The 24,021-nt window shown below is 70.7% G+C and carries 27 protein-coding genes and 1 pseudogene; 12 read left to right on the top strand and 16 right to left on the bottom strand.

From position 1 onward, the window contains the following. Window positions 1–4: 4 nt before the first annotated feature. Window positions 5–1,474: an MFS transporter gene (locus tag AB0A69_RS13875; RefSeq protein WP_361419979.1), complete on the bottom strand. Its 1,470-nt coding sequence runs from the start codon at window positions 1,472–1,474 to the stop codon at window positions 5–7. 250 nt (window positions 1,475–1,724) lie between these two features. On the opposite strand from AB0A69_RS13875, the gene AB0A69_RS13870 reads away from it, so the two are divergent. Continuing rightward, on the top strand, window positions 1,725–2,348 hold the full coding sequence (locus tag AB0A69_RS13870; RefSeq protein ID WP_361419976.1) for a TetR/AcrR family transcriptional regulator: 624 nt from the start codon (window positions 1,725–1,727) through the stop codon (window positions 2,346–2,348). A 52-nt stretch (window positions 2,349–2,400) separates the two neighbouring features. Here AB0A69_RS13870 and AB0A69_RS13865 read toward each other — a convergent pair whose 3' ends face one another. The 4 genes from AB0A69_RS13865 to AB0A69_RS13850 all read right to left on the bottom strand — a co-directional run bounded on the left by AB0A69_RS13865 (window position 2,401) and on the right by AB0A69_RS13850 (window position 5,817). Continuing rightward, complete coding sequence (locus AB0A69_RS13865) at window positions 2,401–3,384, bottom strand: PDR/VanB family oxidoreductase (RefSeq protein WP_361419973.1); 984 nt, start codon at window positions 3,382–3,384, stop codon at window positions 2,401–2,403. Continuing rightward, complete coding sequence (locus AB0A69_RS13860) at window positions 3,381–4,445, bottom strand: aromatic ring-hydroxylating dioxygenase subunit alpha (RefSeq protein ID WP_361419970.1); 1,065 nt, start codon at window positions 4,443–4,445, stop codon at window positions 3,381–3,383. Before AB0A69_RS13860 ends, AB0A69_RS13865 begins: the two co-directional genes overlap by 4 nt. A 126-nt stretch (window positions 4,446–4,571) precedes the next feature. Next, window positions 4,572–4,733, bottom strand: a complete 162-nt coding sequence (locus AB0A69_RS13855) for a hypothetical protein (protein WP_361419967.1) — start codon at window positions 4,731–4,733, stop codon at window positions 4,572–4,574. A 310-nt stretch (window positions 4,734–5,043) separates the two neighbouring features. Then, entirely contained in the window at window positions 5,044–5,817 is a 774-nt protein-coding gene (locus tag AB0A69_RS13850) for an IclR family transcriptional regulator (protein WP_361419964.1), read from the bottom strand. A 229-nt stretch (window positions 5,818–6,046) separates the two neighbouring features. Here AB0A69_RS13850 and AB0A69_RS13845 point away from each other — a divergent pair, with 229 nt between their 5' ends. From AB0A69_RS13845 to AB0A69_RS13810, 8 genes are all read left to right on the top strand, one after another. Further along, window positions 6,047–6,847, top strand: coding sequence for an SDR family oxidoreductase (locus tag AB0A69_RS13845; RefSeq protein WP_361419961.1), 801 nt, complete (start codon window positions 6,047–6,049; stop codon window positions 6,845–6,847). Next, the gene (locus AB0A69_RS13840; protein ID WP_361419958.1) at window positions 6,841–7,719 is read left to right on the top strand and encodes a 3-hydroxyacyl-CoA dehydrogenase family protein; all 879 of its coding nucleotides are present in this window, start codon (window positions 6,841–6,843) and stop codon (window positions 7,717–7,719) included. The genes AB0A69_RS13845 and AB0A69_RS13840 overlap by 7 nt, the downstream gene beginning before the upstream one ends. Before the next feature lie 6 nt (window positions 7,720–7,725). Beyond that, complete coding sequence (locus AB0A69_RS13835; protein ID WP_361419955.1) at window positions 7,726–8,562, top strand: cyclase family protein; 837 nt, start codon at window positions 7,726–7,728, stop codon at window positions 8,560–8,562. Window positions 8,563–8,567: 5 nt separating this feature from the next. Continuing rightward, window positions 8,568–8,915: a cupin domain-containing protein gene (locus AB0A69_RS13830; RefSeq protein ID WP_361419951.1), complete on the top strand. Its 348-nt coding sequence runs from the start codon at window positions 8,568–8,570 to the stop codon at window positions 8,913–8,915. A 1-nt stretch (window position 8,916) separates the two neighbouring features. Then, entirely contained in the window at window positions 8,917–9,735 is an 819-nt protein-coding gene (locus AB0A69_RS13825; protein WP_361419948.1) for a 3-keto-5-aminohexanoate cleavage protein, read from the top strand. Window positions 9,736–10,429: 694 nt separating this feature from the next. Beyond that, complete coding sequence (locus tag AB0A69_RS13820; RefSeq protein WP_361419945.1) at window positions 10,430–11,233, top strand: IclR family transcriptional regulator; 804 nt, start codon at window positions 10,430–10,432, stop codon at window positions 11,231–11,233. Between the two features lie 96 nt (window positions 11,234–11,329). Continuing rightward, window positions 11,330–12,703 carry an MFS transporter gene (locus tag AB0A69_RS13815; RefSeq protein WP_361419943.1) on the top strand — a complete coding sequence of 458 codons (1,374 nt, stop codon included), beginning with the start codon at window positions 11,330–11,332 and terminating at the stop codon, window positions 12,701–12,703. Window positions 12,704–12,807: 104 nt separating this feature from the next. Next, entirely contained in the window at window positions 12,808–13,767 is a 960-nt protein-coding gene (locus AB0A69_RS13810) for an amidohydrolase family protein (RefSeq protein ID WP_361419940.1), read from the top strand. A 110-nt stretch (window positions 13,768–13,877) separates the two neighbouring features. Here the strand turns inward: AB0A69_RS13810 and AB0A69_RS13805 are convergent. From AB0A69_RS13805 to AB0A69_RS13775, 7 genes and pseudogenes are all read right to left on the bottom strand, one after another. Beyond that, window positions 13,878–14,006: pseudogene (locus AB0A69_RS13805) on the bottom strand (3-oxoadipyl-CoA thiolase); the annotation flags it as partial. Between the two features lie 108 nt (window positions 14,007–14,114). Next, window positions 14,115–15,026, bottom strand: coding sequence for an alpha/beta hydrolase (locus AB0A69_RS13800; RefSeq protein ID WP_361419937.1), 912 nt, complete (start codon window positions 15,024–15,026; stop codon window positions 14,115–14,117). Window positions 15,027–15,123: 97 nt separating this feature from the next. Then, window positions 15,124–15,363, bottom strand: coding sequence for a DUF1427 family protein (locus AB0A69_RS13795; RefSeq protein ID WP_361420781.1), 240 nt, complete (start codon window positions 15,361–15,363; stop codon window positions 15,124–15,126). Between the two features lie 44 nt (window positions 15,364–15,407). Continuing rightward, window positions 15,408–15,554: a DUF1427 family protein gene (locus AB0A69_RS13790; protein WP_361419934.1), complete on the bottom strand. Its 147-nt coding sequence runs from the start codon at window positions 15,552–15,554 to the stop codon at window positions 15,408–15,410. Between the two features lie 5 nt (window positions 15,555–15,559). After that, window positions 15,560–16,120, bottom strand: coding sequence for a quercetin 2,3-dioxygenase (locus AB0A69_RS13785; protein ID WP_361419931.1), 561 nt, complete (start codon window positions 16,118–16,120; stop codon window positions 15,560–15,562). A 419-nt stretch (window positions 16,121–16,539) separates the two neighbouring features. Beyond that, window positions 16,540–17,334: a methyltransferase domain-containing protein gene (locus AB0A69_RS13780; RefSeq protein ID WP_361419928.1), complete on the bottom strand. Its 795-nt coding sequence runs from the start codon at window positions 17,332–17,334 to the stop codon at window positions 16,540–16,542. Window positions 17,335–17,674: 340 nt separating this feature from the next. After that, complete coding sequence (locus tag AB0A69_RS13775) at window positions 17,675–17,989, bottom strand: hypothetical protein (RefSeq protein ID WP_361419925.1); 315 nt, start codon at window positions 17,987–17,989, stop codon at window positions 17,675–17,677. A 98-nt stretch (window positions 17,990–18,087) separates the two neighbouring features. On the opposite strand from AB0A69_RS13775, the gene AB0A69_RS13770 reads away from it, so the two are divergent. Then, a complete protein-coding gene (locus AB0A69_RS13770; protein ID WP_361419922.1) occupies window positions 18,088–19,215 on the top strand; it encodes a histidine kinase in 1,128 nt (375 codons plus the stop codon). Next, window positions 19,212–19,886 (top strand): response regulator transcription factor, encoded by a 675-nt coding sequence (locus AB0A69_RS13765; RefSeq protein WP_361419919.1) that lies wholly within the window; start codon window positions 19,212–19,214, stop codon window positions 19,884–19,886. The genes AB0A69_RS13770 and AB0A69_RS13765 overlap by 4 nt, the downstream gene beginning before the upstream one ends. A gap of 37 nt (window positions 19,887–19,923) precedes the next feature. Here AB0A69_RS13765 and AB0A69_RS13760 read toward each other — a convergent pair whose 3' ends face one another. Then, on the bottom strand, window positions 19,924–20,073 hold the full coding sequence (locus AB0A69_RS13760; RefSeq protein WP_361419916.1) for a hypothetical protein: 150 nt from the start codon (window positions 20,071–20,073) through the stop codon (window positions 19,924–19,926). Between the two features lie 232 nt (window positions 20,074–20,305). Between AB0A69_RS13760 and AB0A69_RS13755 the strand changes: the two genes are divergently transcribed. Further along, window positions 20,306–21,376, top strand: coding sequence for a glycosyltransferase family 2 protein (locus tag AB0A69_RS13755; RefSeq protein ID WP_361419913.1), 1,071 nt, complete (start codon window positions 20,306–20,308; stop codon window positions 21,374–21,376). Between the two features lie 503 nt (window positions 21,377–21,879). On the opposite strand, the gene AB0A69_RS13750 is transcribed toward AB0A69_RS13755, so the two are convergent. The 3 genes from AB0A69_RS13750 to AB0A69_RS13740 form a co-directional block, all read right to left on the bottom strand. Next, on the bottom strand, window positions 21,880–22,161 hold the full coding sequence (locus tag AB0A69_RS13750) for a barstar family protein (protein WP_361419910.1): 282 nt from the start codon (window positions 22,159–22,161) through the stop codon (window positions 21,880–21,882). 10 nt (window positions 22,162–22,171) lie between these two features. Beyond that, a complete protein-coding gene (locus AB0A69_RS13745) occupies window positions 22,172–22,585 on the bottom strand; it encodes a ribonuclease domain-containing protein (protein ID WP_361419907.1) in 414 nt (137 codons plus the stop codon). Window positions 22,586–22,944: 359 nt separating this feature from the next. Continuing rightward, window positions 22,945–23,526, bottom strand: coding sequence for a snapalysin family zinc-dependent metalloprotease (locus AB0A69_RS13740; protein WP_361419904.1), 582 nt, complete (start codon window positions 23,524–23,526; stop codon window positions 22,945–22,947). Window positions 23,527–24,021 lie beyond the last annotated feature (495 nt).

Here is a 24,021-nt window from a genome sequence, read left to right as displayed (position 1 = left end):
GCGCTCAGACGGCGGGGGCGGCGTCGGTTTCCGCGGGGTCCCTCAGTGCGGGGATGAGGAGCGATATCGCCAGGGTCAGCGTGGTGAGCAGCGCTCCGGTCCAGAAGAGCCAGGCGTAGCCGCCGTCCTGGTAGAAGGCGGTGCCGTCCACGACGGTGCTGTGTGTCGCGAGGGCGGCGAACGAGAGGGCGGTGACGATGGCGCCGAAGAAGTTGACGAGCATGTTGAGCATGCCGCTGCCCAGCCCCTGCTCGTCCTTGGACACCACGCCGACGACCAGCGCCGGAGCCACTGCGACGACGAGACCGGCGCCGAGGTTGGCGAGGCACGAGGTGAGGACGAGTTCGGTCTCGTTCGCGTGGAAGAAGCCCACCAGGCCGTAGCCGACCGCCATCAGAGCCAGCCCTGTCCACCAGAGCAGGCGGGCATCGATCCCGCGCAGGAGGCGGCTGGCGACCATTCCGGTACCGAACATCACCACGTTCCAGCTCACGCTGACTGCGGCGTTGTGCTGTGCGGTCCATCCGAGACCGGCCGAGACCCCGGGGATGTGCGGGTAGAGGGCAAGCAGGATCGCCATGGCCGGCATGGTGTAGGCGACGGCCTGAGCGAGCCCTCCCGTGACGAGGACCAGGGCGACCGGGCGGCGGCGGAGCACCTTCAGGTCCAGAATCGGGTGGGCGCTGGAGCGCTCCACGAAGAGGAAGACGACCAGTGCGGCCAGGCCGGCGGCGAGCCAGCCGAGGGTTTTGGCGTCGGCCCACCCCCAGCTCTGTCCCTGGCCGACCGCGTAGACGACCGAGGTCAGGCCCCCGCCGAGGACCAGACCGCCGAGCCAGTCGAAGCCGGGCCGGAAGTCGTGCCGTGGGGTCTGCGGCACCAGAGCGGCGATCAGCGCGAAGCCGACGACGGAGGCCGCGGCGAGGAACCACATCACGCCCTTGTAGCCCCAGCTGTCGACCAGCCAGCCGGCCAGGAACGGCGCTGCCAGGGCCACCAGGCCGACGCTGCTGCCCAGGATGGCGCTGGCCGGTTTCACCAGCCGGGGTGGGAAAATGTCCCGCACGGCGGGGAAGGACAGGGCGGCGAACGGGCCGTAACAGCCGGCGATCGCCCGCCCGACCAGCAGCAGCCAGAAACTGCCCGCCATCGCGGCGATGACGTCTCCGACCACTCCGAGGCCGGTCATCACGAGCATGAGCCGCTTCTTGCCGTACCGGTCACCCATTTTCATCACGAACGGCGTCAGCAGCGTCGAGACGAGGACGACGGTCAGACCGAACCAGGCCACCTGGGTGGTGTGGAAGCTCTGCGCCACGCTGGCGGTGGCGTTGGCCCCCAGAATGCCGGCGGCGGCCAGGAGCTGGGTCGGCCAGATGAGCGCGATGAGTACGGCGACCAGACGCGGGGTCCATCTCGCCGTGTCGTCGGACGATGCTGCGTCGAGCGGGGGGCTCGCAGACGTCGGTGTCATGAAGCCGCTCCTTTCGCGAACAGGGGAAGGTCGGGTTCGTGCGCGGAACGGCATGCCGTCACCCAGGGCTCACATCCGGCCACAGGCTCGAAACGGTCCCTCGCTTTCGGACGATGATGAAGCCAATACCTAGTGATCACTAGGTGTTTAATTAGTGACCTGGGTCACATCGGACCTCGGGCATCGGACGCCGAGTGCCCGCAGCGCACTTCTGGGGATCGGCGCGCGGGCACCGAGTACGGTTGTCCGTATGGCGACACCACGGGGGCCGCGCGGCGGCTACGCAACAGGGCTGGCCAGGCGCAACCAGATCCTTGAGGCCGCGCTGCTGCGCTTCGGCCGGGACGGTTACCGCAAGACCTCACTGGCCCGCGTTGCCCGGGATGCCGGAATCACCGACGCCGGGCTGCTCCATCACTTCGGCGACAAGCAGCAACTCCTGCTGGCCGTGGTGCAGTACTGGCACGAGCAGCTCGACGAGCGGTGGGTACGCGTGTCCGACTCCGTGCGGGACGCCTTTCGCTGCCACCTGGAAGACACCGCCGAATCACTGAACATGCCGGGGATCCTCGAACTCGCCGTCGTGGTGGGCGCTGAGGCCACCGCTCCCGACCACCCGGCACATGACTTCTTCTCCCACTGGCAGGAGAAGGGCGTACGGGAACTCGCGGACCGCCTGCGCGCCGGCGCCGAGTCGGGTGAACTCAAGGCGGGCCTGAACCACGAGAGCATCGCCCGGGAGTGCGCGGCACTCGACGCCGGACTACGGCTCCAGTGGCTGGCCAGCGGGCGTTCCTTCGACTTGATCTCCGTGATGCGCTCGCACCTGGACAGCCTGATGTGCAGGATCGCGGCCGACGGCAAGGGGCTGTAGCGCTCGGAGGGTGCGGAGCCGGTCGGAAGCGCACCCGTGAGGTGTCGGCGAGTCACAGATCCAGGACGAGGCGCGGGCAGGCGGCGCGCGAGACGCAGACGAACATCGTGTCGTTACGGGCCTGTTCGGCGGGGGTGAGCAGGGAGTCGCGGTGGTCCACCGCGCCGCCGAGGACCGCGGTCTCGCAGGTGCCACAGGTGCCCTCCTGGCACGAGGACAGGACCGGTACGCCGGCCTCCTCGACCGCCTGGAGGACGGTCTTGTCCGGCGGGACGGTCACGGTGATACCGCTCCGCGAGAGTTCCACCTCGAAGGAGGTCGAAGAGGCGTCCTCCTCCTGCCCCTTCGGCGCGAACCGCTCAATGTGGAGCGTGCCTTCCGGCCAGGAGGCACACCGCCGTTCCACCGCGTTGAGCAGGGGCTCGGGACCGCAGCTGTAGATGACGGTGCCGGGCGCGGGGCTGCCGAGCAGCCCGTCCAGATCGAGGAGGCCGGTCTCGTCCTGCGGGCACAGTGCCACCCGGTCGGGGTGGTCCTTGGTGAGCTGCCCGGCGAAGGCCATGGTGGCGCGTCTGCGTCCGCCGTACACCAGCCGCCAATCGGCGCCCCACTGCTCGGCGGCGGCGATCATCGGCAGGACCGGGGTGATGCCGATGCCGCCGGCGATGAACAGGTAGCGGGGGGAGTTGACCAGCTGGAAGTGGTTGCGGGGGCCGCTCACCCGGACCGTGTCCCCCTCGGCCAGCGTGTCGTGCACGTAGCGGGAGCCGCCCCGGCTCTCCGGCTCGCGCAGGACGGCCACCTGGAGCAGGGAGGAGTCCCCCGGGTCGCCGCACAGCGAGTACTGCCGTACCAGGCCAGGGCCCAGCAGCAGGTCGACGTGGGCGCCAGGGGTCCATGCGGGCAGCCGCTCGCCGCGGGGGTGGGCCAGGCTGAGCCGGACAACGCCCTCGGCGAGAGGCTCCTTGCGCACCAGGGTCAGGTCGACGCGGTGGACGTCCCCGCCGGAGAGGACGGGCGGGTGGAGCGGGGTCATCGGGACACCGCCTGGGCCTGCGTCGCAGCCGCCGCCTGCGCCATGCGGGCGAGGACGCGGCGGGCGGCGAGACCGCCGGTGTCGATGTTGATGCTCAGCTCCTGGTAGCCGGCCTTCTCACTGTCCAGGGACTTCTGCAGCACGTTGAGAGCCACGACGTCCTGCATGACCACCGTGTGGTTGTTGCTGCGCAGGAATTCGGTGACGTCCTGGTCGTCGAGGGCGAAGTCGCGGGCCACGGCCCAGAAGTCGTACGTAGTCTTCTCCGTTGAAGGGGTGATGCCGTAGACGACCTCCACGTGGAAGGCGTGCGGGTCGCTGCCGTCCGGGTTCGGCCCGGGTGCGCCGACGGGTGCGATGCGCGAGTGGAGCAAGTAGAGACAGGGCGCGTGGTACTCGATGTCCTGCCAGCGGGTGATCCGGCCCTCGATGCCCGTCGACTTCGCGTAGAACGGAGGGCATTCCGCGTCATCCATGTGGCGGCTGACGTGGACGATGCCGGCCGCGTCGTCGACCTCGGTGGTGATGGGCGTCTCGGCCACCTCGGGGGTGCCGATGTAACCGCCGTGCAGGTACGTCTCGTGGGACAGGTCCATGAGGTTGTCGACGAGCAGACCGTAGTCGCCGTCGATCGGCTCCATGCCCGACACGACGGTGTAGTCGGTCGAGTCCATCCACGGAGCGCGGGGCGGCAGGGTGTCCGCGGGCTCGCGGTCTCCGATCCACACCCACACGAAGGAGTCCTGCTCGACCACCGGGTACGTCTTCAGGCGCGCCGTGCGCGGGATGCGCTGCTGGCCCGGCACGAAGACGCAGCCACCGTCGGCGCCGTAGGTGAAACCGTGGTAGCCGCATACCACCCGGTCGCCTTCCAGCCGGCTCGGCGCCTGCGACAGCGGGAAGCGCCGGTGCACACAGCGCTCCGACATCGCCACCGCCCGACCGCCCTCCGTGCGGTACAGCAGGATCGGCTCGCCCAGTACGGTGCGTCCGAGCAGCTCGCGCCGGACCTCGCGGCCGTAGGCGGCGACGTACCACTGATTACGTACGAAAGCAGTCATGATCGTTTCCTTCGGAATGAGGTGTTCAGTGCGTGGTGCCGGCGGCCGGGGCCGCCGCGGCGGGCTCTGTGTCCCCTGCCGTGGCGGGACGCAGCAGCAGAAGGAGGGCCGCGGCGGCGATGAAGATCAGGCTGACGGCCAGGTAGAGGGTCTGCGGTGTGTGAAGGCCATGACGAGTACGTCGAAGCCGTCGAGCAGGTTGAGCAGTACGCACACCGCGATCGCGCCCCACTGGAAGCGGCTCATCGGCCCCTCGGCGAGTGCGGTGCGCAGGGAGGGGCCGGTCACCGCAGAATTCCGGGAAGTGGGCAAGAGGGTGGCAGAACCATGGCAGCACTCCGTTGTCGACTGCGTGGTGGCCGTCGGCACTCCGCGCGTCAGGCGTGTGCGGCCCCGGCGGACCGGGGCCCGGGCACCGACCGGTGCGGACCATCGTGGGGTCGGCGCCGCCGGGTCACCAGGGGGCTTTCCGGATGCCGGGAAACATCTGCGCAATGCGTGCCGCGCCGCCGTGGCGGACGGGCATCAGGGCCCGGACGGGGGTTTGGCGACGCGGCATGGGGGCCGGTACTGAGGATCAGGCGCGGAGCGGCGCGGTTCAGATCTGCGGCGTGATCATGGAGCGGGAGATCGCCCGGGCGCTGGTACAGACGAGCCGGGCCAGCGCGTGCGCGGAGGTGCTGCCGTGGCGTACCACCAGAGAGACGGCGGCGATCACCGCACCGCCGCTTCCGCGCACCGGGGCGGCGACCGACAGGGCGTCCATAGTGACCTGGCGGTCGCTGACCGCGTAGCCATTGGTCCGCGCCGCGGCCAGCATGCGCCGCAACGCACGCGGATCGGTGACCGTGCTCGGCGTGAAGCGCTCGAGGGAGCCGGCGAGCGCCTGCTCCTGCACCTCGGCAGGGGCGTGCGCGAGCAGCACCAGCCCGACGCCGGTGGCCGTGAGGGCGAAACGCCCGCCCACGCGCGTCAGCACGGGCACCGCACCGGACCCCGCGATGCGCTCGACGAAGACGACCTCTGTACCCTCGCGCACCGCGAGCTGAACGTTCTCGCGGGTGATCTGGGAGAGGTCCTCCAGGAACGGCAGGGCCCGCTCGCGCAGGCCCTGTCCGCGCGGCGCAAGGGATGCGACTTCCCACAGCCGCAGGCCGACGCGGTAGTACCCCTTGTCTCCGCGCTCCAGCGCCCCCCAGGCGATGAGCTCGCCGAGCATCCGGTGCACGGTCGACACCGGCAGCCCGGACCGCCGGGACAGCTCGCTCAACGTCATCTCCGGGCAGTTCGCGCTGAACGCACCGAGGATCTGCAGCGCGCGGCCCAGCACGGGCCCCGGACGCTGCGGCTCACGTGCGAGCGAGTCTTTCAAGGCGCCCTCACCGATTCCCGACTGTGCGACTCGTCAAAAGCCGTGGCGGTCAGTGTGCAAGAAGGTCGCGGCCGCGTCGAGACGCCAAAACGTCCGTAGTGGGGGTCGAGAACCTCGGACCCCATGAACAACAGAGCGCGCACGGGTCATTGACGATGACCTGAGCCGCCTCTACGTTGAACCGCATTCCGGCACGATTGATTCGCATCACGGAACCCAGGAGGTTCTCGTGGCACTCGCTCCTACTCCTTCTCCCCTCTCACGCTTCACGGTTGACGGGCGCTCGATTGTCATCACCGGTGCCACCGGCGCTCTCGGCAGTGCGGCGGCACGCGCCCTGAACGCCCTTGGGGCTCGTCTCACCCTCGCCGGCGGCAACGCCGACAAGCTCGACGCGCTGGCCGCGGAGCTGGACGGGCCGGGGCCCGTCGTGACCGTCCGGCGCAGGCCGGAGACACCGGACGATGCCGAGGCGATCCTGTCGGTGGCGGTGCGCACGTACGGTGGCGCGCACGGCCTGCTCGTCGCCTCCGGCATGAACCACGTCGCGCCGATCACCGAGATGAAGGTCGAGGACTTCGACGCCGTCCAGTCGGCGAACGTCCGCGGCTCCTGGCTGATGTGCCAGGCGGCGGGGCGGCACATGCTCGGCCAGGACGGCGGGGGCAGCGTGGTGCTCGTTTCCTCCACCCGCGGCCGGCTGGGGCATGCCGCCGGGTACTCCGCGTACTGTCCGTCCAAGGCCGCGGTCGACCTGCTCGGCCGCAGTCTCGCCGCCGAGTGGGGCGGTGCCGGGATCCGGGTGAACGTGCTGGCTCCCACGGTGTTCCGCTCGGAACTGACCGCCTGGATGTACGAGGACGACGAGAAGGCCACCGCGACCCGTCAGGCCATGCTCGCCCGTATCCCGCTGGGCCGGCTGGCCGAACCGGAGGATTTCGCCGGGGCGTTGATCTACCTGCTCAGCGACGCCTCCTCGTTCGTCACCGGACAGGTGCTGTACCTCGACGGCGGGTACACCGCATGCTGACCGTGGCCGTCGTCGGCGCCGGACTGATGGGCCGGGGCATAGCCGAGGTCTTCGCGGGCGCGGGCCATCCCGTACGTCTGCACGATGTCGACGCCGACGCCCTGCGCGGCGCGGCGGACACCCTGCGGGGACTCGGCGGGGCCGTCGACGGCAGCACCGACCTGGCCGAAGCCGTCACGGGAGCCGGCCTCGTCGTCGAGGCCATCGCCGAGAACCTGGACGCCAAGCGGGACCTGTTCGCCCGACTGGACCGCCTGTTGCCCGACGCTCTGCTGGCAAGCAACACCTCCGTACTGCCGGTGAGCAGCATCGCCGAACGCACCTCCCGCCCCGAGCGGGTGGTCGGCACCCACTGGTGGAACCCGCCCGGCCTGATCCCTGTGGTCGAGGTCGTCCGCGGCAAGCACACCAGCGAGGAGACGATGGAGCGCACCACGGCTGTGCTGACGTCCCTCGGCAAACTGCCGGTGCGCGTCGAGCGGGACGTACCGGGATTCGTCGGCAACCGTCTCCAGCACGCCCTGTGGCGCGAGGCGATCGCGCTGGTCGCGGACGGAGTGTGCACCGCGGAGACGGTCGAGACGGTGGTACGCAACACCATCGGTCTACGTCTTGCCGCGATGGGTCCGTTGGAGAACGCCGACTACGTCGGGCTCGACCTCACCTTGGCCATCCACGAGGCCGTACTGCCCGACCTGAACCACTCCCCGAGTCCGTCTCCGCTGCTGAGCGACCTGGTGGCGGCGGGCGACCTGGGCGCCAAGAGCGGCCGCGGCTTCCTCAGCTGGCCCGAGGGCAGCCGCGAGCGGGCAGCCGCACGCCTGGCCCGGCACATCACCCGACAGACCGAGCCGTCGTACCAAGAAAGGTGAACGCCCATGACCGAGACCTCTTTCACCTGGCCCCTCGGCCCCAACGAGCAGGGCCTGGAGTTCTATGACCTCTCCCACCCGTGGGGGCACGGAACGCCGTGCTGGCCGTACTTCGAGGACGTGAAGATCGAGCGCCTGCACAGCATGTCCAAGTCCCGCGTGCTGACCCAGCGGATCACCACCGTGATGCACTCGGGCACGCACATCGACGCCCCCGGCCACGTCGTGGAGAACACCCCGCTGCTCGACGAGATACCGCTCAGCTCCTTCTTCGGCACGGGTGTGGTCGTGTCGATCCCCAAGAAGAAGTGGGAGATCGTCACCGCCGCCGACCTGGAGGCGGCCACTCCCGAGATCCGCCCCGGCGACATCGTCGTCGTCAACACCGGCTGGCATCACACGTACGGCGACAACAGCGACTACTACGCCTACTCGCCCGGCTTCTACAAGGAGGCCGGAGAGTGGTTCGTGGCCAAGGGCGTCAAGGCCGTCGGCACTGACACCCAGGCGCTCGACCACCCGCTGGCCACCGCCATCGGCCCGCACGGCCCCGGTTCCCCGAACGGTCTTCTGCCGTGGGCCTGCGAGGAGTACGAGGCCGAGACCGGCCGCAAGGTCATCGACGACTTCCCCGAGTGGGAGCCGTGCCACCGCGCCATCCTGTCCAAGGGCATCATCGGCTTCGAGAACGTCGGCGGTGACCTGGACAAGGTCACCGGCAAGCGGGTCACCTTCGCCACGTTCCCCTGGCGCTGGACCGGAGGCGACGGCTGCATCGTCCGCCTGGTCGCCATCGTCGATCCCACCGGCCGGTACCGGATCGAGACGGGCGAGCGCGGATGAGTCCCATGCGCGTCACCCGGCTCGACCAAGCCCCGCCGTACCAGCCGCCGTCGCACCACGGCGTCGGCGGTTTGCGGCTCCAGGGCCACGAAGCCGGGCCGACCGCACGGTTCTGGACGGGACTGTCGTACTACCTGCCCGGCGGAGCGGCGGACGTGGCGCCCACGGTGGAGGAGACCGTGTACGTCGTCCTCGACGGCGAGCTGGTGGTCACCGCCGACGGCCGGGAGGAGACGCTGCGGCGGTACGACTCCGTACACCTGACCAAGGGCGAGACCCGTTCGGTGGAGAACCGCTCCAAGCGCCCCGTCACCCTGCTCGTCATCATCGCGCTGCCGCCCGGGGAGGACTGACATGGGCGTCGTCATCACCGTCGCGCCCACCGGGCCGATCGCCACCAAGGCCGACAACCCCCACCTGCCGACCTCCCCGGAGGAGATCGCCGACGCCGTCGCCGACGCCCACCGGGCCGGCGCGTCCGTCGCCCACCTCCACCTGCGTGACGAGCACCAGCGGCCGACGGCCGACCCGGACATCGCGCGCAGGACCATGGACCTGATCCGCGAACGCTGCCCGATCCTGATCCAGCTGTCCACGGGAGTGGGGCTCGACGTGCCGTTCGAGGAGCGGGAACGGCTGGTGGAGCTACGGCCCCGCATGGCCACCCTCAACCCCTGTTCGATGAGCTTCGGTGACGGCGAGTTCCGCAATCCGCCCGGCGGCGTTCGCCGGCTGGCGGCCCGCATGCGGGAACTGGAGATCAAGCCCGAACTGGAGATCTACGACACGGGGCACCTGGAGGCGTGCCTGCGGCTGTGGAAGGACGGCCTGCTCGTCGAGCCGCTGCAGTTCTCCCTCGTGCTCGGCGTCCGTGGCGGCATGGCCGCCACGGCGGACAACCTCCTCTCCATGGTCCGCCGACTGCCGTCCGGCGCGATCTGGCAGGTCATCGCCATCGGACGGCACAACCTGCCGCTCACCGCGATGGGCCTGGCACTCGGCGGCAACGCCCGCGCCGGTCTTGAGGACGCCCTGCACCTGCGCAAGGACGAACTCGCCCCCGGCAACCTGCCCCTCGTCGACCGGGCGGTCGCCCTCGCCCGCGATCTCGATCTGGCCGTCGCCGGAGTCGGGGAGACCGAACGGCTCCTCGGTCTGCCGGCCCTTGCCTGACCGCCGGCTGCCGCGGCGCCACGTCGCCCGGGGCGCTCTGCCGTCCTCGTCCCGCCGTGGCGCCGCCACTCACCAAGCGGCTCGTACTCACAGGAGCAGACATGCCCCAGGACAACACCGGCCGTACGCACGGCGGACCATGGCCCCGTCGCGCCGCACTCGGCGCGTTCGGAATGGCCGCAGCCGGGCTGACGGCGTGCACGAGCCGCGCCTCCTCGACCACCGCACGGAATCCGGTCTCCGCGTCGGTGCCACCCGAGCCCACCACCCCGACAACGTCTCCCGGCTGGCCGCGGACAGCGACATCCTGGTCCACGAAGCGACCAACCTCGACTGGTTCGCGGAAGACCAAGACGGGCTACGGGCCGGGCTTCAGCGACCACATGGAGCAAGCCCATACCACCGCCCAGGACGTGGGGCGTGTGGCGAAGTCCGCGGACGTCCCCACGTCGTCCTCAGCCACCTCACCCCAGGCGATCCACGTGACGTCCCGGACGACCGCTGGCGCCGGGACGTGGGCAGGACATACCCCGGCACGATCACTTCGGGGCACGACCTGACCCAGTTCGGGGTCGGCAAGCGGACATGATCCCGCCCACGTCACACCGCGTGGGCCGGCATGCGGCCCGTGCTCACCGCCCCCGAAGCGATACGGCAGGCTGGCCCCGGAGAACGACGGGAGAAGGGAGCAGTCATGCCGGTGACGGACCAGTCGGTGGGGCAGGAGACGAAGCGGGAGGCCACTTCGGGCGGCATCCAGGTCATTGCGCGGGCCGCGGAGGTGCTGCGCCTGCTCCAGGCAGCCCCGTCCGGTCTGACCCAGGCCGAGGTGGTCGAGCGGATCGGCCTCGCCAAGTCCACGGTCCACCGCATCCTCGGTGCACTGGAGGGGGAGGGACTGGTGACCGTGGCCGGCACCCGCGGGCGGTACCGGCTGGGGCCGGAGATCCCCCGCATGGCCGCTTCGGTGCGATCAGCCATGATCGTCGACCTGCGTCCCTATCTGGAGGATCTCTCCCGCCAACTCGAGGAAACCGTCGACCTGTCGGTCCTTGAGGACCACCAGGTGGTCTTCGTCGACCAGGTCATCGCCGACCGCCGGCTGCGCGCGGTCAGCGCGGTCGGCGCCGGTTTCCCCCTGCACTGCTGCGCGCCGGGCAAGGCGCTCCTCGCCGCCCTCCCGGCGACGGCGCTGGAGGACGCCGTACCGAACCGGCTCACCGCCGAAACGCCGCACACCCTCACCACCCGCCCCGCGCTGCACCGCGAGCTCGACGTCATTCGCCGTACCGGCGTCGCCTTCGACCGCGAAGAGCACACCGTCGGCATATCCGCGGCCGGCGTCGCCATCCGCACGGCGGCCTGGGGCGCCGCGGCCATCAGCGTGCCCACCCCGACGCAACGCTTCACCGGACGCGAGCAGGCGCTCGCCGATGCGTTGCTGCATGCCAAGGACCGTATCGAAACGGACTTCGGACCCGTGAAGTCCGCATGGTGAGGTCCGCATCGTGACGGCGCCCCGTCGCTCGGCTCCGGGCACGTGCTTCCCGCGTCCCCCTCCGGCACCTGTCCCGAGACCAAAGGAATCGCCACCATGACAGCGAAGCCGTCTCCAAGATGCCCGGCCCCGGTCCTTCCACAACGCCCCGCGGACCGACGGCTGTTCGTCCTGCTGGCCGCTCTCATCGCGATGTTCGAAGGCTACGACCTGTCCGTGTACGGGGCCACCGTGCCGGCCCTGCTCCATGAACCCGGCTGGAACCTGTCCAAGGGAGAGGCCGGCGACATCGGATCGCTCGTCGCCGTCGGCATGCTCGTCGGTGCCGGCGTCGCCGGGGCCGCCGGCCGGCGCGTGGGCACCCGCCGCCTGCTCCTGAACGGCCTGTCGTTCTTCTCCCTGTGCATGCTCGGCTCCGCCCTGGCCGACGGACCCGGCGTGTTCGCCGCGTCCCGCCTCCTCGCCGGGATCGGCCTCGGCGTCGTACTGCCCACGCTCACAGCCGTCGTGGGAGACATGTCCGCACCACGCGTACGGGCCCGCAACATCGCCATCACCATGGCGGGCTCCTGCGCCGGCTCCCTCGGGGCACCACTTCTCGGCTCGTGGCTGCTGCCTGACGTCTCCTTCCGGGTGCTGTACGCCGTCGGCGCGGCCGCCCTGCTCACCGTGGTGCCGTGGGCCTTCCTGCGCCTGCCCGAGAGCCCGCAGTACCTGCTGCGTACCGGCAGGGCTGAGGAAGCCGTCCGTACCGCCGCCCGGTTCGGCCTGCCGGTTGCGCAACCGCCCGCCGTCTCCGAGCCGGCCGACCGGTTCCTCGGACTCGGCCCGCTGCTTGCCCGGCCCCTGGTCGTCACCACGCTGCTGTTCTGGGTGATGGCCTTCTGCGGTCTGCTGCTGATTTTCGGCTTCAGCACGTGGCTGCCGACCCTCATGCAGACCGGCGGCTTCTCCATCGGCTCTGCCCTGACCCTGACATGTCTGTCGTGGATCGGCGCCGGCGTGGGACTGGTGCCCGGAGGAGTGCTCGCCGACCGGCTCGGCCCCAAGCGCGTGGTGACCGGCGCGTTCCTCGCCGGCTCCGCCGGGCTGCTCGTGATGAGCCGCAGCCCGGCCACCTGGGTGCTGTACCTGTGCCTGCTCGTATGCGGCTTCGGACTGCTGGCGTGCCAGGCGCTCGTCAACGCCTACCTGATCGACCGCATGCCGGCGCATCTGCGCGTGCCGGCCCTCGGCTGGGCGTTGTCCGTCGGCCGGCTCGGCGCCATCGCCGGCCCCTCGCTGGGCGGGCACATCCTCGACTCCTCGCTCGGCCTGGAATGGAACTTCTACTTCTTCGCCGCCACCGCCGCCGTCGGCGCCACGGCGGCAATCGCCGTCCCGGCCCGGCCCGCCGGTCACCGCGCCCCGCGCCGGCAGACCGCACCCATCGGTCCCGTCGCTTCCGCGGAGCGCGGCCCAGGAGGCTGAACCCGCATCCGCCACACCACGCCTTCAAGCCCGGGTCTCGTCTGTTCCCGCCGGGCGTCACCTCACCGGAAGCCTGCCGCGCACCAGAGGGAGTAACACCCGCCATGAGAAAAATCGCGATCGAAGAGCACTTCACCACCTCCGCCCTGGCCCACTACAGCCTGCCCGCCGCCGCCTTGTTCGACCCGCCCCAATGGGACGAGACCATGCGGCACTTGCTGGACTTCACCGATGTACGCCTGCCCCAGATGGACGAGTGCGGCATCGACATGGAGGTCCTGTCCCTGACCGCACCGGGCATCCAGGCCGAGACCGACACCGCCCTCGCCGCCAAGCGCGCGACACAGGCCAACGACTTCCTCGCCGAGATCATCGGCAAGCACCCCACCCGCTTCTCCGGCTTCGCGGCACTCGCCCTGCAGGACCCGGACGGTGCCGCGGCCGAGCTGGAACGAGCGGTCACTCAACTCGGACTGCGCGGCGCGCTGATCAACGGCCACACGCACGGTGAGTACCTGGACGCTCCGACGTTCTGGCCGGTGTGGGAACGCGCCGAGGCCCTCGGTGTGCCGATCTACCTGCACCCGGCGAACTCCTACGACGTGTGGCACAACCTGCGCGGCCACGAAGAGCTGATCGGGCCGATGTGGAGCTGGGGCGTGGAGACCGCCACCCACGCCCTGCGCATCCTCTTCGGCGGTGTTTTCGACCGCTTCCCCGCCGCCACCCTCGTCCTCGGACACATGGGGGAAGGGCTCCCCGGCATACTGTGGCGCCTGGACAGCCGCTGGGACTTCCTCGACCGACGCGGCATCAGCCTGGCCAAGCCCCGCCCCTCCGACTACATCCGCGACAACATGATGATCACCACCAGCGGAGTGTGCGCCCCCGCGCCTCTGCTCGGCAGCCTGCTGGCGCTCGGCGCCGACCACATCATGTTCGCCACCGACTATCCCCTGGAAAGCAACCGCGACGCCGTCCGCTTCATCGAGACGGCACCGATCAGCGAGACCGACCGCGCGAAGATCTGTCACCTCAACGCCGAGCGCCTGCTCCGGCTCTGACGTGGCCACCGCAGGGATGAGGGCGCATGCGGCAGAGCGCTTCCCGGAGGGGGTGATCGCGTCCTTCACGATGTGCTTGCCGTCCGCGCGGAAGGCGGGCTTGGACCCCACGCCTCTGCCCCGCCGATGGAGGCGTGGCCGACCACGGTGGCCCCGGCGGTCTGGATCACGGCTTCGAGGCCGGACCCGGGGAGCCGGTTGGAGGTCGTGCCGGGCACGGTGACCGGCGGACCGACGAGTGGACGGCCGGAAGGGCGTGCCGCCTTACCTTTCGCCGCAGCGGCCGCCCGGTTGACGCGGCAGCCGGCTGCGGCCACCGCCGGGCTCGGTCGGGCGAGTGGTTTTCGCTACGGGCGTGCGGGTACGCGTGGGCCTGCGGTGCAGGTGCGGGCGAAGTCCACGGAGGCGGCGAAGTGCCGCTCGACGTCCTCGTCCGGCAGGCCCGCCCACCCGTGGTCGGCGCCCGGGACGGGCCGGAAGTCGACGTGGCCGCCGGTGTCCCGTAGGGCGGCGGCGAGTTGCTCGCCCTGGGCGAGGGGGATGAGCGTGTCGTCGGTGCCGTGGAGGATGAGGAACGGTGGCGCGCCGGCGGTGACGTGGGCGACCGGGCTGGCCGCGCGGGCGCGGTCGGGTGCCTCGCTGATCGGCGCCCCGATCAGCAGGGCCTCGCGGGTGGTGGGGTCGGCGGCGTCGTAGGCGCCGGGCTGGGAGTGGCGTGGCAGGGTGGTCAGGTCGGTGGGCCCGTACCAGGCGATGCAGCCGCTGACCGGGGTGGTGAGGGCGAGCAGGGCGGCGAGGTGGGCGCCGGCGGATTCGCCCCAGCAGACGGTCCGGGCGGTGTCCAGGCCGAGTTCGTCGGCTCGGGCGTTCAGCCAGGCGAGGGCGGCGGTGACGTCCTCGAGCTGGGCCGGGTAGACGGCTTCGCCGCTGAGCCGGTAGTCGAGGCTCGCCACGGCGAACCCGGCCCGCGCGATGCGGGCGAAGGGGCTGGGGCTCCAGTGGCGGAAGCGCGGTCCCATGTCCGTACGTGTGCCCGCGCGCCAGCCCCCGCCGTGGATGTAGACGATGACCGGCAGCGGGCCCGGCGGCTCGTCGGGCATCCATAGATCGAGTTCGAGAGGGCGCACGCCCACGCGGTTGGCGTACGGGACTCCGCGCAGCAGCCGTACGCCGGGGGCGGGCTGTGCGGCGGGCGGAAGTGGCAGCTGTGCGGGGGCGGGTGGGGCGAGGAACGCGGCGAGGTCGGGCGTCCGCGGCATGGGTGCCTCTTTCGGGGCTGCGGTTTGCGGGTGGGGGTGAAGGTATCGAGGCCATCCAGTCGCGCCGTCGGCGTGAGCGCGATCCTGCCCTTGTGTCTCAATGAGGGCGCAATGGAACGCGGGCGTTTCGGGGAGCCGCCTGCTGGGCGCAGTCGGGCTGCGGGGCTTCGGGACGCGTGCGGCGGCGGTTCAGTCGGGTACCGAGCGCCGTGGCCGCACGCTCGCCGAGACCGACACCCAGCAGTCCGGCCAGGCCGAGCAGGGTAGGTGCGGGCGCGGTAAGCCTCAGTGCCCAGCACATGGCGCCCATTGCCAGCCCCGCGGCGAAGGAGATCACGGCCCGGCGCGCGATTGCCACCGGGCGGGTCCGGCGTGCGGTGGTCACAGCGCTCCCAGTGCGGTCTGCCCGACGACCATGCCGAGCAGGCCGAACAATGCGACGAGTGGGGGAGCGGGGGCCTTCACCCGCAGCACCGCGTACAGGGCGCCGACCAGTGCCCCGGTCAGCAGCATGTGGACGTACGCCACCGAGGTCAGCTCCCGGTGCGCCACTGGTGGCCGGGCAGGAACCGCACGTCGTACTGCTGCGGTACGGTCCCGAACTTGTGCGGCTCGGGCACGTACGGCTCACGCGGCAGGCCGAGTTCCCCGGTCGGGGTGCCGAGATTCTCGAAGAACCGCTCGAACGTGCCGCCCGGCCCGGCGGCCACGCCGACGACCCGGCTGTGGTGACGCTCGATGCGGTACGCGTGCGGGCAGTTCTTCGGTACGAAGCCGAAGTCACCGGCGGTGAGCAGCTTCTCGTACTGCTCGCCCTCCAGGTCTTCCACGAACATCCGCACCGCGCCGTCGGTGATGTAGAAGACCTCGTAGGTGTCGGCGTGGGAATGGGCCGGGATGGTATCGCCCTTGGGGCCCTCGACAGTGAAGAAGTTGAAGGTGTTCTCGGTCTGCTCGCCGCCGGCGTAGACGGTGATCAGGTCGGTGAACAGGTGGGCGCGGTCGCCCATGCCCTTCTCGATGAAGTAGGGCTTTCCGGGCTCGGCGGGTATGCGTGAGTCCGGGCGGTAACGACGGGCGAACTCCATGGTCATGGAAACCTCCGGCAAGGCGAAGCGATAAACGTCAAGGTACCTGACATACGTCGGGAGAGCACCCTCCCGCGCTGTCGCTATGCTCGAAGCCCCATCCCACGAGGAGCCATGACCACCCCCGCCCGGAACCTGCCCCAGTTGCTCACGGAGGCCAAGCGCTGGTTCGAGGACGCGTTGCTGGCCAGCATGCGGGCTGCGGGCGCGCAGTCTGTGACCGTAGGGCAGGCCGCTGTCTTCGCCGCCCCCGACGAGGAGGGCACCACGGTCTCCGAACTCGCCCGCCGGATGGGCGTGACCCGGCAGGCAGCTCCACGCCGGTGTTCCACCCCCGGTCAGTACCGGCCGCCTCGGCGGCCCGGTGCAGCTCCACCGGGCCTGCCGTGTGCAGCCGTGTTGCCGCCCATGCGGGTGGGCGTCGATCAGCCTGCCGTGACGAGGTAGTAGTCAAGGATCCGTTGCTCGTAGGCACGCAGAAAGTTCCGAGGCCAGGTCCCCGGGGCCCACCACTGGCTGAGCCAGAGGTCCCACCCGGGCCAGACATGCGGCCCGATCGACTCCACGTCCACATCCGTGAACCCGGCCTCCAGGAACGCATCGGCGAGCGCCCGCACCGGCCGTGCGATGTCCAGGCCGCTCGCGAACGTGTCCAGCAGCCGCGCGAGTTCCCCGGGCCGACCGGGCGCGTCGTCCACGGTGAAGAAGCTGGCGACAGCCACCCGGCCACCTGGTCGCAGCACCCTCCGTGTCTCGGCCGCGAAGGCGCCGAGATCCGGGAAGTGCTGAGCGGCTTCCACGCTGATGACAGCGTCGAACTCCTCGTCTTCGAACGGCATGCTCTCCGCAGCCCCCTGGACGAACCGCAGCCGTGCCGGTTCCTCGCGAAGCAGATCGGTATGCGCGCTGCGCGCCCGCCGCAGCTGCTCCGGATGAATGTCCATACCGGTGATCGCGGCGAAGCCGTGTTCCCGCAGGGCCACCGCGCATCCCATGCCGAGCCCGCAGCCCACTTCCAGACCTTTCCCTCCTCGCGGTGGCCCGAGGGCGTCCAGGACAAGACGGTAGAGATCCTCCTGGCTGCGGATCCGTTCCGCCTCGCCGAGCGGCAGTGCCAGGTCGATGGCTCCCCAATGGCCGAAGTTGATGAACCCTCCGGCGAAGATTCGGTCCCCGCTCAGGTCGGCGGGGCCGTACGTCTCCTGCACCACGAGCCGCATGGCGGGGGGAACCCGCTGAGCACCACCTGACACTGTGCCGCACCTCCTGAAAGCGCCCCCACCGCGTCGTCGTACGCGATTCTTCACGATCCCGCGCCGTCCGTGCAGAGCTACCCTGATGCGAGGTGATACCCCGCCCTCGTCGGGCGGCATGCGCAACCCGTGAGGGTCAGCGCCTCCGCGAGTTCCCTGCGCAGCAGGTCAAGGACGCGTCGTACACCGGGTTCACCGCCCGGGGCCAGACCGAGCGAGCGACCGGCCGAGCGGCGCGCGGAGACGGTAGGCGGTAGGGCCCGCGAAGCGCGCCCACCGTCTGGGCAAGGCGGCCGGTGGGCGAGCCTCACGCCCAGCCCCCCTGTGCCGCGAGCTGCTCCCAGTCGGTGTGGATCTGCTCGGCGGTGGCCGCCCCGATGTCCACCGACGCGCCTCGGCGGTGACGCCGGGCGCCGGGCCCATTCGCCTGGACGGCCGCGCGTGCCAGAGCGGCCTGGGCGGTGCGGCCACGAACGGTGAAGGTCTGGTTGCCGGTGGCCCCGTCCGCCCTACGGGTCGGTACGGTGACCCTCCACCACGGGCAGCTTTCCGCGTCGAACCCGGGCAGTGCTCCGAGGGCGATTCCTGCCGTGCGGGCGTTCTGGTGGCGGAGGGTGAGCATGGGCGACTCCGATGGTGAGCGGGGTGCGCGGCTTCGTCTCCGGTCCTGCCCGAAGCGCAGCGGTGGCTCAGGCCACCACCCTCTTTTAGGGTCAGGACATGGCACGCGCCTTGAGGGCATGGCCGGCGACAGTGGGCCTCTTCGCACTCGTGGCCTTTCTCCCCGGACTGACCGAAGGCGAGGGGCCGACGTGGCCGGCGGTCGTCGCGGCGGCCGTCAGCTGCGGGGTGCTGCCGCTGTGCCGCCGGTTTCCCGCGACCGCCTTCGTGGTCGCGACAGCCGGCACGCTCGCCTCCATCTACGTCACCAAGCTGGTGTTTCCGGCGGGCGCACCCGTACTGGTCGCGCTGTACTCGATCGGTGCGCGCCTGTCCGTCCGCGTCTCGACGATGTGCACCCTGGTGGCGGTGATCGCCGTGTTCACGCAGGTACAGCTGGTGAGGCACATCCCGCCCTTCACCCTGCGCAACGGAACCCAGCTGGGCTGGTTCGTGGCCGCCACCGCGATCGGCGTGGCGGTACAGAGCCAGCGGAAATTCAGGGAGATGGCGGAGGAGAGGGCCCGCAAGGCCGAGCAGTCCCGGGAAGCCGAGGCGCGGCGCCGGGTCGACGAGGAGCGCCTGCGGATCGCCCAGGAGCTCCACGACGTGATCGGCCACAGCATCGCGGTGATCAACGTGCAGGCCGGAGTCGCCGTCCACTTGGTGCACAAGGACCCGGCCACCACCGAGAAGTCCCTGGAGATGATCCGGACCACCAGCGCCACGGCTCTGGAGGAGATCCGCACGACCCTCGGGCTGCTCCGTGCCGCCGAGGACGAGGCGCCGCCGAGAGGCCCGGTCCCCGGCCTCGGCGAGATCCCGGACCTGATCGAGCGGGCGCGGGCCGCCGGACTCACGATCGAGCATGTCCGGCGCGGAGACGTGCGGCCCCTGCCGACGGTCGTCGGGACGACGGTCTACCGGCTCGTGCAGGAGACCCTGACCAACGCGCTCAAGCACTCCGGGGTCGGCACCGGCGTCCTGGTGTCCATGGATTTCCTGGACCATGAGCTCCGGGTGAGCGTGGAGGACGACGGCCGGGGCACGGGCGGCTCCGGCGGGGGCAGCGGCCTGGGCCTGCGGGGCATGCGCGAGCGTGTCGAGGCCGCCGGCGGGGGACTGCGGGTTGATCGGCTGTCGCCGGGATTCCGGGTGACGGCGCGCATTCCGACGGAGGCGTCATGACAGTGCGGGTACTGCTGGCGGATGACCAAGCCCTGATTCGCGGAGGCCTGCGGTCCCTGATCGAATCGGAGCCGGGGCTGGAGGTGGCCGGCGAGGCAGCCGACGGCAGCCAAGCCGTGGACATGACACGCGCGCTGGCGCCCGACGTGGTGCTGATGGACATCCGCATGCCCGGTACGGACGGGCTGGAAGCAACCCGGGAGATCTGCGCGGACCCGGCGCTGACCGCCACCAAGGTCGTGGTCCTCACGACGTTCGGGCAGGACGACTACGTGCTCACCGCCCTCAAGGCGGGCGCGAGCGGCTTCATGATGAAGGACACCGAGCCCAGGGAATTGCTCTCGGCGATCCGGACCGTCGCCGCCGGGGACAGCCTGCTGTTGCCGCGGCGCACCCGTCACCTCGTCGAGAAATTCGTCCACCGCGAATCCGCCGCGCCCACCGGGCCCGTCGGGCTGGACCTGCTCAGCCCCCGCGAACGGGAGGTTCTCGCCCTCGTCGGCCGGGGCCACTCCAACGACGAGATCGCCGCCATGCTGCACCTTTCGCCGCTCACCGCCAAGACGCACGTCAGCCGCATCCTGACCAAACTGGCCGCCCGCGACCGTGCCCAGCTGGTTGTCATCGCGTACGAGAGCGGCCTCCTGCGGCCCGGTCACGCTGACGCCTGACCGGGCCGCAGGGGTCTCGTACATCGCGGGGACCGCCTCAGCGGCGCCGGGGCAGGATCTTCATCAGCGCCAGCGCGGCGAACAGCAGAGTCGACGCGGCGACCGTCCACGTCAGCGCGTGGAGCCCGGTCGTGGCGAGCGCACCCGTGAATCCGGCGCCGGAGGCGCCGGCAGCGCTTGTGTACATCGATGACCTTCCCTCTATCCGTATTCCGGGACCGTGGACCACCGTGCCCGGTAGCCCGCCCGAGCCGCGTCCGCCCGGGGATGACAAGCCGGAGTACTCCGGCGGCTGTATGCCGCGCGCCGCGTGCCTTCCGTGGCCGGACGCATGGCCGCCCCCGCGTCACGCATGGTGGCCGTACGGCCGCACCGCCCTGCGGCCGCGTACGGCAAGTGATCGTCGGAAGGACCGGCCCGTGGCACTGATCGCGCTCATTCCCGCCCACAACGAGGCGGCGGGGATCACCGCAACACTCGACTCACTGCGAGCGCAGCACCGAGTGCCGGACCGTGTCGTGGTCATCAGCGACAACAGCACCGACGACACCGTCGACGTCGCCCGCGTGGCGGGCGCGGACGTGTGGGAGACCGCGCACAACCGCGCGCGCAAGGCCGGCGCGCTGAACCAGGCGCTCGCACGGCTGCTGCCCGAGCTGGGTGACGACGACGCCGTTCTGGTCATGGATGCCGACTCGGTGATCGACACGGAGTTCCTGTCGACGGCGGAGCGCCTCCTGGCGGGCTCGGACCGGCTCGGCGCGGTGGGCGGCGTCTTCTACGGAGCGCCGGGCGGGGGAGTGCTGGGGCAGTTCCAACGCAATGAGTACACCCGCTACGGCCGCGAGATATCCCGCCGCGGTGGCCGGGTCATGGTCCTCACGGGTACGGCCTCAGTCATCAGAGCGCGGGCGCTGCGGGACGTCGCGCAGGCACGAGGCGACCTCCTGCCCGGTACTCCGGGCCACGTCTACGACACCTTGGCCCTCACCGAGGACAACGAACTCACCCTCGCGCTGAAAACCCTGCGATGGGATCTCGTCTCGCCGCCCGAGTGCCGGGTCGTCACGGAGATCATGCCGAGCTGGAAGGACTTGTGGCGCCAGCGGCTGCGTTGGCAGCGTGGAGCGCTGGAGAACCTGCGCCACTACGGCCTCACGTCGGTCACCTGGCGATACTGGGGGCAGCAGGTGGGCATCGGCGCCGGCACCATCGCCTTCTCCCTGTACCTGCTCCTGGTCCTGATCACAGCCGTCACCAACACCTGGGGCTGGCATCCGCTGTGGATCGCCGTCGGCGCCCTGTTCGTCCTGGAACGGCTCCTCACGGTCTGGCGCGACGGCAGGCGCGCACGCCTGCTCGCACTGCCACTGATCCCCGAACTCCTCTACGACGCCTTCATACAAGCGGTCTTCGTACGCTCCGTCCTGGACATCCTGAGGCGTCGGACCGCCCAGTGGCATCACGTGGGGCAGCGGACGGCGACCTGAGCGGGTCGTAGCCGAGAACATGCCGGCCTCGCCGGCCCCGGCAGCGTCGAGGACCGCGGCTCAACTCGACGACTCCGTTCGGCGTCGGCTGGCCCACGCTCTCACCGGGCGCATCGCCGTGCCCACGGCCGGATCGAGGCACCGCTCCTGCCAAGGCTGTCGGGTCGAAGGAAACTGCACCTTCGGCACCACTTCGCCGCCGGCTTCACGTCCTTGCAGTTCCCGCCTCAGCAGGCGCTTTTCCGGTGCTGGTCAGGTGCTGACTTCCGGCGGTCAATGACGGCAAAGCCGCAAGTCGTAGCTCTGCTCGGATGGGTTGTCGTACCACTCGATGGTCGTGCCGATGAGGCTGGCGGCGATGATGCGCTTGAGACTGGCGACCGGACGGGGGCGGTGCGAGGGCCAGGCTCGTGCGGAGACGCTGGAGGGCATACCGCAGGGACGGGCAAGCGGTGTTCGGGGCACTGCCTGCCGCGCCCCCGACTGTCCGTACGGCCTGGCGGTCAGCGCAGCCGGAGCGCTCCAGGGGCCCGCTCCTCCATGATCTCCACCAGCTCGTCGAAGAAGGCAGGGCCGAGGGTGCGGCGCGAGAGGTCGTGGTCGCGCCACTCGATGGTGAAGTCGCCGTCCTCCGGGGTGCCGTGGCCGCCGCTGAGGCAGTCGGCGAACGCGTCGCGGTTGTGGCCGAAGTAGCCGCCGGGTCCGTTGACGGCTTCGCCGACGGCCCGCCAGAAGGCGGCCGGACTGGTGACCCGGTGGCCCTCGATCACGTACAGGGTGCGCATGACGGTGTGGTCAGCAGGTGTGGTCGACGAGGTCGAAGGACGCGTAGTGGTCGGCGGTGTAGTAGTCCTCCTGCTGGGCGTTGCCGGTGACGATGCGGCGGGCGCCGCGCGTCTGGGAGCCGGGGGTGATGATGGTGTACTCGTGGTAGTAGCCGGTGGTCCGGCTCGGCAGGATGCCTTCGCGGTTGCGGAAGACGGTGCCGTCCTGGGGGAAGGGGTAGGGGCCGCCGCGCTCGATGAGATTGAGGGTGTCGTGGGCCTGGGAGGGCAGGCGGGAGTAGCAGATGCTGCCGACCGCCGAGGCGGCGGGGGCGGAGACGGCGGCGGGGGTGGGGGTGGGTGCGGCGGCTGTGGCCGGTCCGACGAACAGGGTGGACAGCAGCGCGGCGGCGAGGGGCAGGGTGAGCCGTGAGGGGTTTCGCATGCGCCGATGATGACGCGCGTAGATGTGTCCACGTCAATGACAACGAGCCGATGTTCCGCGGTTGTTGGCGTAGTCGACACTCACGGGGTGAGACGGTGAAGGTCCCGTGCACAGGCCGCGTCGGCCACGCGCCAGGTGCTGTTGCCGTCGCCGAGGTGGGAAGACCGGTCCGGTGAGTTGGCGCCGTACGCCTTCGCCTTCGAGGGATCGTCCCGCGTGCGCGATGGCGGCGCGCGGTGCCTCGCAGAGGTGAGGGTCACGGCGGGATGTTGGCTCACCGCCGCACGTGCGCAGGTGACGATGCCTGACCGCGGTATGGCTGCGGTCAGGCATCGTCACGTCGCGATGTCCCTTAGCGACTAGGGCGCGTCCACCAGTACGCGGCCGTCGGTCGGGGTGTGTGCCGCGGCGCCGCCCGAGTACGCGTTCTCGACCCGCCGGCGTTCGGCCGCGTCGGGCACTGCGTTACGGCAGCTCGTACCGGCGCTGGAGCCCGACATCAGCTGCGAGCAGGGGCCGGGCTTGGTGTCCGGCAGGCCCAGGTTGTGGCCGAGTTCGTGGGCGACGATGCGGGTCTTGTCGTAGCCCTGGGCGACGGCCTGGCTGCCGAGTTCGACCCGGACCTGGCCGCCCGGCCGGACCGGTCCGAGCGTGGCCTGCGGCCAGCCGGTGGTGGCCACGATCACGATTTCCGCCCGACTGCCGGGGGCGGCCTTGACCAGCTTGACGTTGCCGACGTTGCCGTTCCATGCGGCGACCCCGGCAGAGATCGCCTGCTCCCAGCCTCCCGCTCGGCTGTCGTCGTAGCGGAGCGTGACCTGCGCGGCCACGTACTTCGCCGTGGTGGGCTCGGCCGCGGACGCGGCGTGCGCCGCCGGTACCGCGGTCAGGAGTACCCCCGCCGCGGCGCCGGCTATCCCTAACCGTAGGTAGTGCACCATCACTGTCCTTTCTCGGGTGGGGGCTCGGACCCTGCGGGGCCCGAGAGTGGGGAACAAGAGGAGTGGCGCGAGCATGTCAACTCGCGTTACTAGATTGCCTGACGGCTTGTGACGACGACACAGTGCCGGACCAAGGCGGCTGCGCCAGTTCCCCTGCCCGGTGCCCGGTGCCCGGTGCCGGGTGCCGGGCAGCCGTTGGAGGCCGCGGACCGTATCCAGTCGGTGTACGCGGCGGTTGCCGTGTACCGCGAGGTGGACTGCCGGTCGCTGGTGGGGGCGTGCGCGGCGGCAGTGTGCGTGGGCGTGCCGACGGGAGCGGGGGCAGCGTGGCCTGACCGACGGTGCCGAGGACGAGCGTTGCGGCAAGCCCGGCGCCGCAGGCGGCTGCGCGCAGGGGAAGTTTGCGAACCTGCATGGTGGGGGGTCTCCTCACTACTTTGACTCGGGGCGAGCCGAGTGCGTGCGCGACGAGTATGTGCCCCGGAAATGACAGCT

It is taken from the genome of Streptomyces sp. NPDC045431 (assembly GCF_040646655.1).
GTDB lineage: Bacteria > Actinomycetota > Actinomycetes > Streptomycetales > Streptomycetaceae > Streptomyces.
This window is presented reverse-complemented; position numbering and strand designations above follow the sequence as displayed.

Bases quoted from the DNA above. Each gene is read 5' to 3' on its own strand.
- AB0A69_RS13745 (WP_361419907.1), bottom strand. From the start codon at position 22,585: ATGCGAAACCCCTCACGGCTCACCCTGCCCCTCGCCGCCGCGCTGCTG.
- AB0A69_RS13815 (WP_361419943.1), top strand. From the start codon at position 11,330: ATGACAGCGAAGCCGTCTCCAAGATGCCCGGCCCCGGTCCTTCCACAA.
- AB0A69_RS13865 (WP_361419973.1), bottom strand. From the start codon at position 3,384: ATGACCCCGCTCCACCCGCCCGTCCTCTCCGGCGGGGACGTCCACCGC.
- AB0A69_RS13780 (WP_361419928.1), bottom strand. From the start codon at position 17,334: ATGCGGCTCGTGGTGCAGGAGACGTACGGCCCCGCCGACCTGAGCGGG.
- AB0A69_RS13760 (WP_361419916.1), bottom strand. From the start codon at position 20,073: ATGTACACAAGCGCTGCCGGCGCCTCCGGCGCCGGATTCACGGGTGCG.
- AB0A69_RS13820 (WP_361419945.1), top strand. From the start codon at position 10,430: ATGCCGGTGACGGACCAGTCGGTGGGGCAGGAGACGAAGCGGGAGGCC.
- AB0A69_RS13765 (WP_361419919.1), top strand. From the start codon at position 19,212: ATGACAGTGCGGGTACTGCTGGCGGATGACCAAGCCCTGATTCGCGGA.
- AB0A69_RS13770 (WP_361419922.1), top strand. From the start codon at position 18,088: ATGGCACGCGCCTTGAGGGCATGGCCGGCGACAGTGGGCCTCTTCGCA.
- AB0A69_RS13740 (WP_361419904.1), bottom strand. From the start codon at position 23,526: ATGGTGCACTACCTACGGTTAGGGATAGCCGGCGCCGCGGCGGGGGTA.
- AB0A69_RS13825 (WP_361419948.1), top strand. From the start codon at position 8,917: ATGGGCGTCGTCATCACCGTCGCGCCCACCGGGCCGATCGCCACCAAG.
- AB0A69_RS13860 (WP_361419970.1), bottom strand. From the start codon at position 4,445: ATGACTGCTTTCGTACGTAATCAGTGGTACGTCGCCGCCTACGGCCGC.
- AB0A69_RS13750 (WP_361419910.1), bottom strand. From the start codon at position 22,161: ATGCGCACCCTGTACGTGATCGAGGGCCACCGGGTCACCAGTCCGGCC.
- AB0A69_RS13840 (WP_361419958.1), top strand. From the start codon at position 6,841: ATGCTGACCGTGGCCGTCGTCGGCGCCGGACTGATGGGCCGGGGCATA.
- AB0A69_RS13835 (WP_361419955.1), top strand. From the start codon at position 7,726: ATGACCGAGACCTCTTTCACCTGGCCCCTCGGCCCCAACGAGCAGGGC.
- AB0A69_RS13875 (WP_361419979.1), bottom strand. From the start codon at position 1,474: ATGACACCGACGTCTGCGAGCCCCCCGCTCGACGCAGCATCGTCCGAC.
- AB0A69_RS13800 (WP_361419937.1), bottom strand. From the start codon at position 15,026: ATGCCGCGGACGCCCGACCTCGCCGCGTTCCTCGCCCCACCCGCCCCC.
- AB0A69_RS13810 (WP_361419940.1), top strand. From the start codon at position 12,808: ATGAGAAAAATCGCGATCGAAGAGCACTTCACCACCTCCGCCCTGGCC.
- AB0A69_RS13775 (WP_361419925.1), bottom strand. From the start codon at position 17,989: ATGCTCACCCTCCGCCACCAGAACGCCCGCACGGCAGGAATCGCCCTC.
- AB0A69_RS13830 (WP_361419951.1), top strand. From the start codon at position 8,568: ATGCGCGTCACCCGGCTCGACCAAGCCCCGCCGTACCAGCCGCCGTCG.
- AB0A69_RS13785 (WP_361419931.1), bottom strand. From the start codon at position 16,120: ATGACCATGGAGTTCGCCCGTCGTTACCGCCCGGACTCACGCATACCC.
- AB0A69_RS13870 (WP_361419976.1), top strand. From the start codon at position 1,725: ATGGCGACACCACGGGGGCCGCGCGGCGGCTACGCAACAGGGCTGGCC.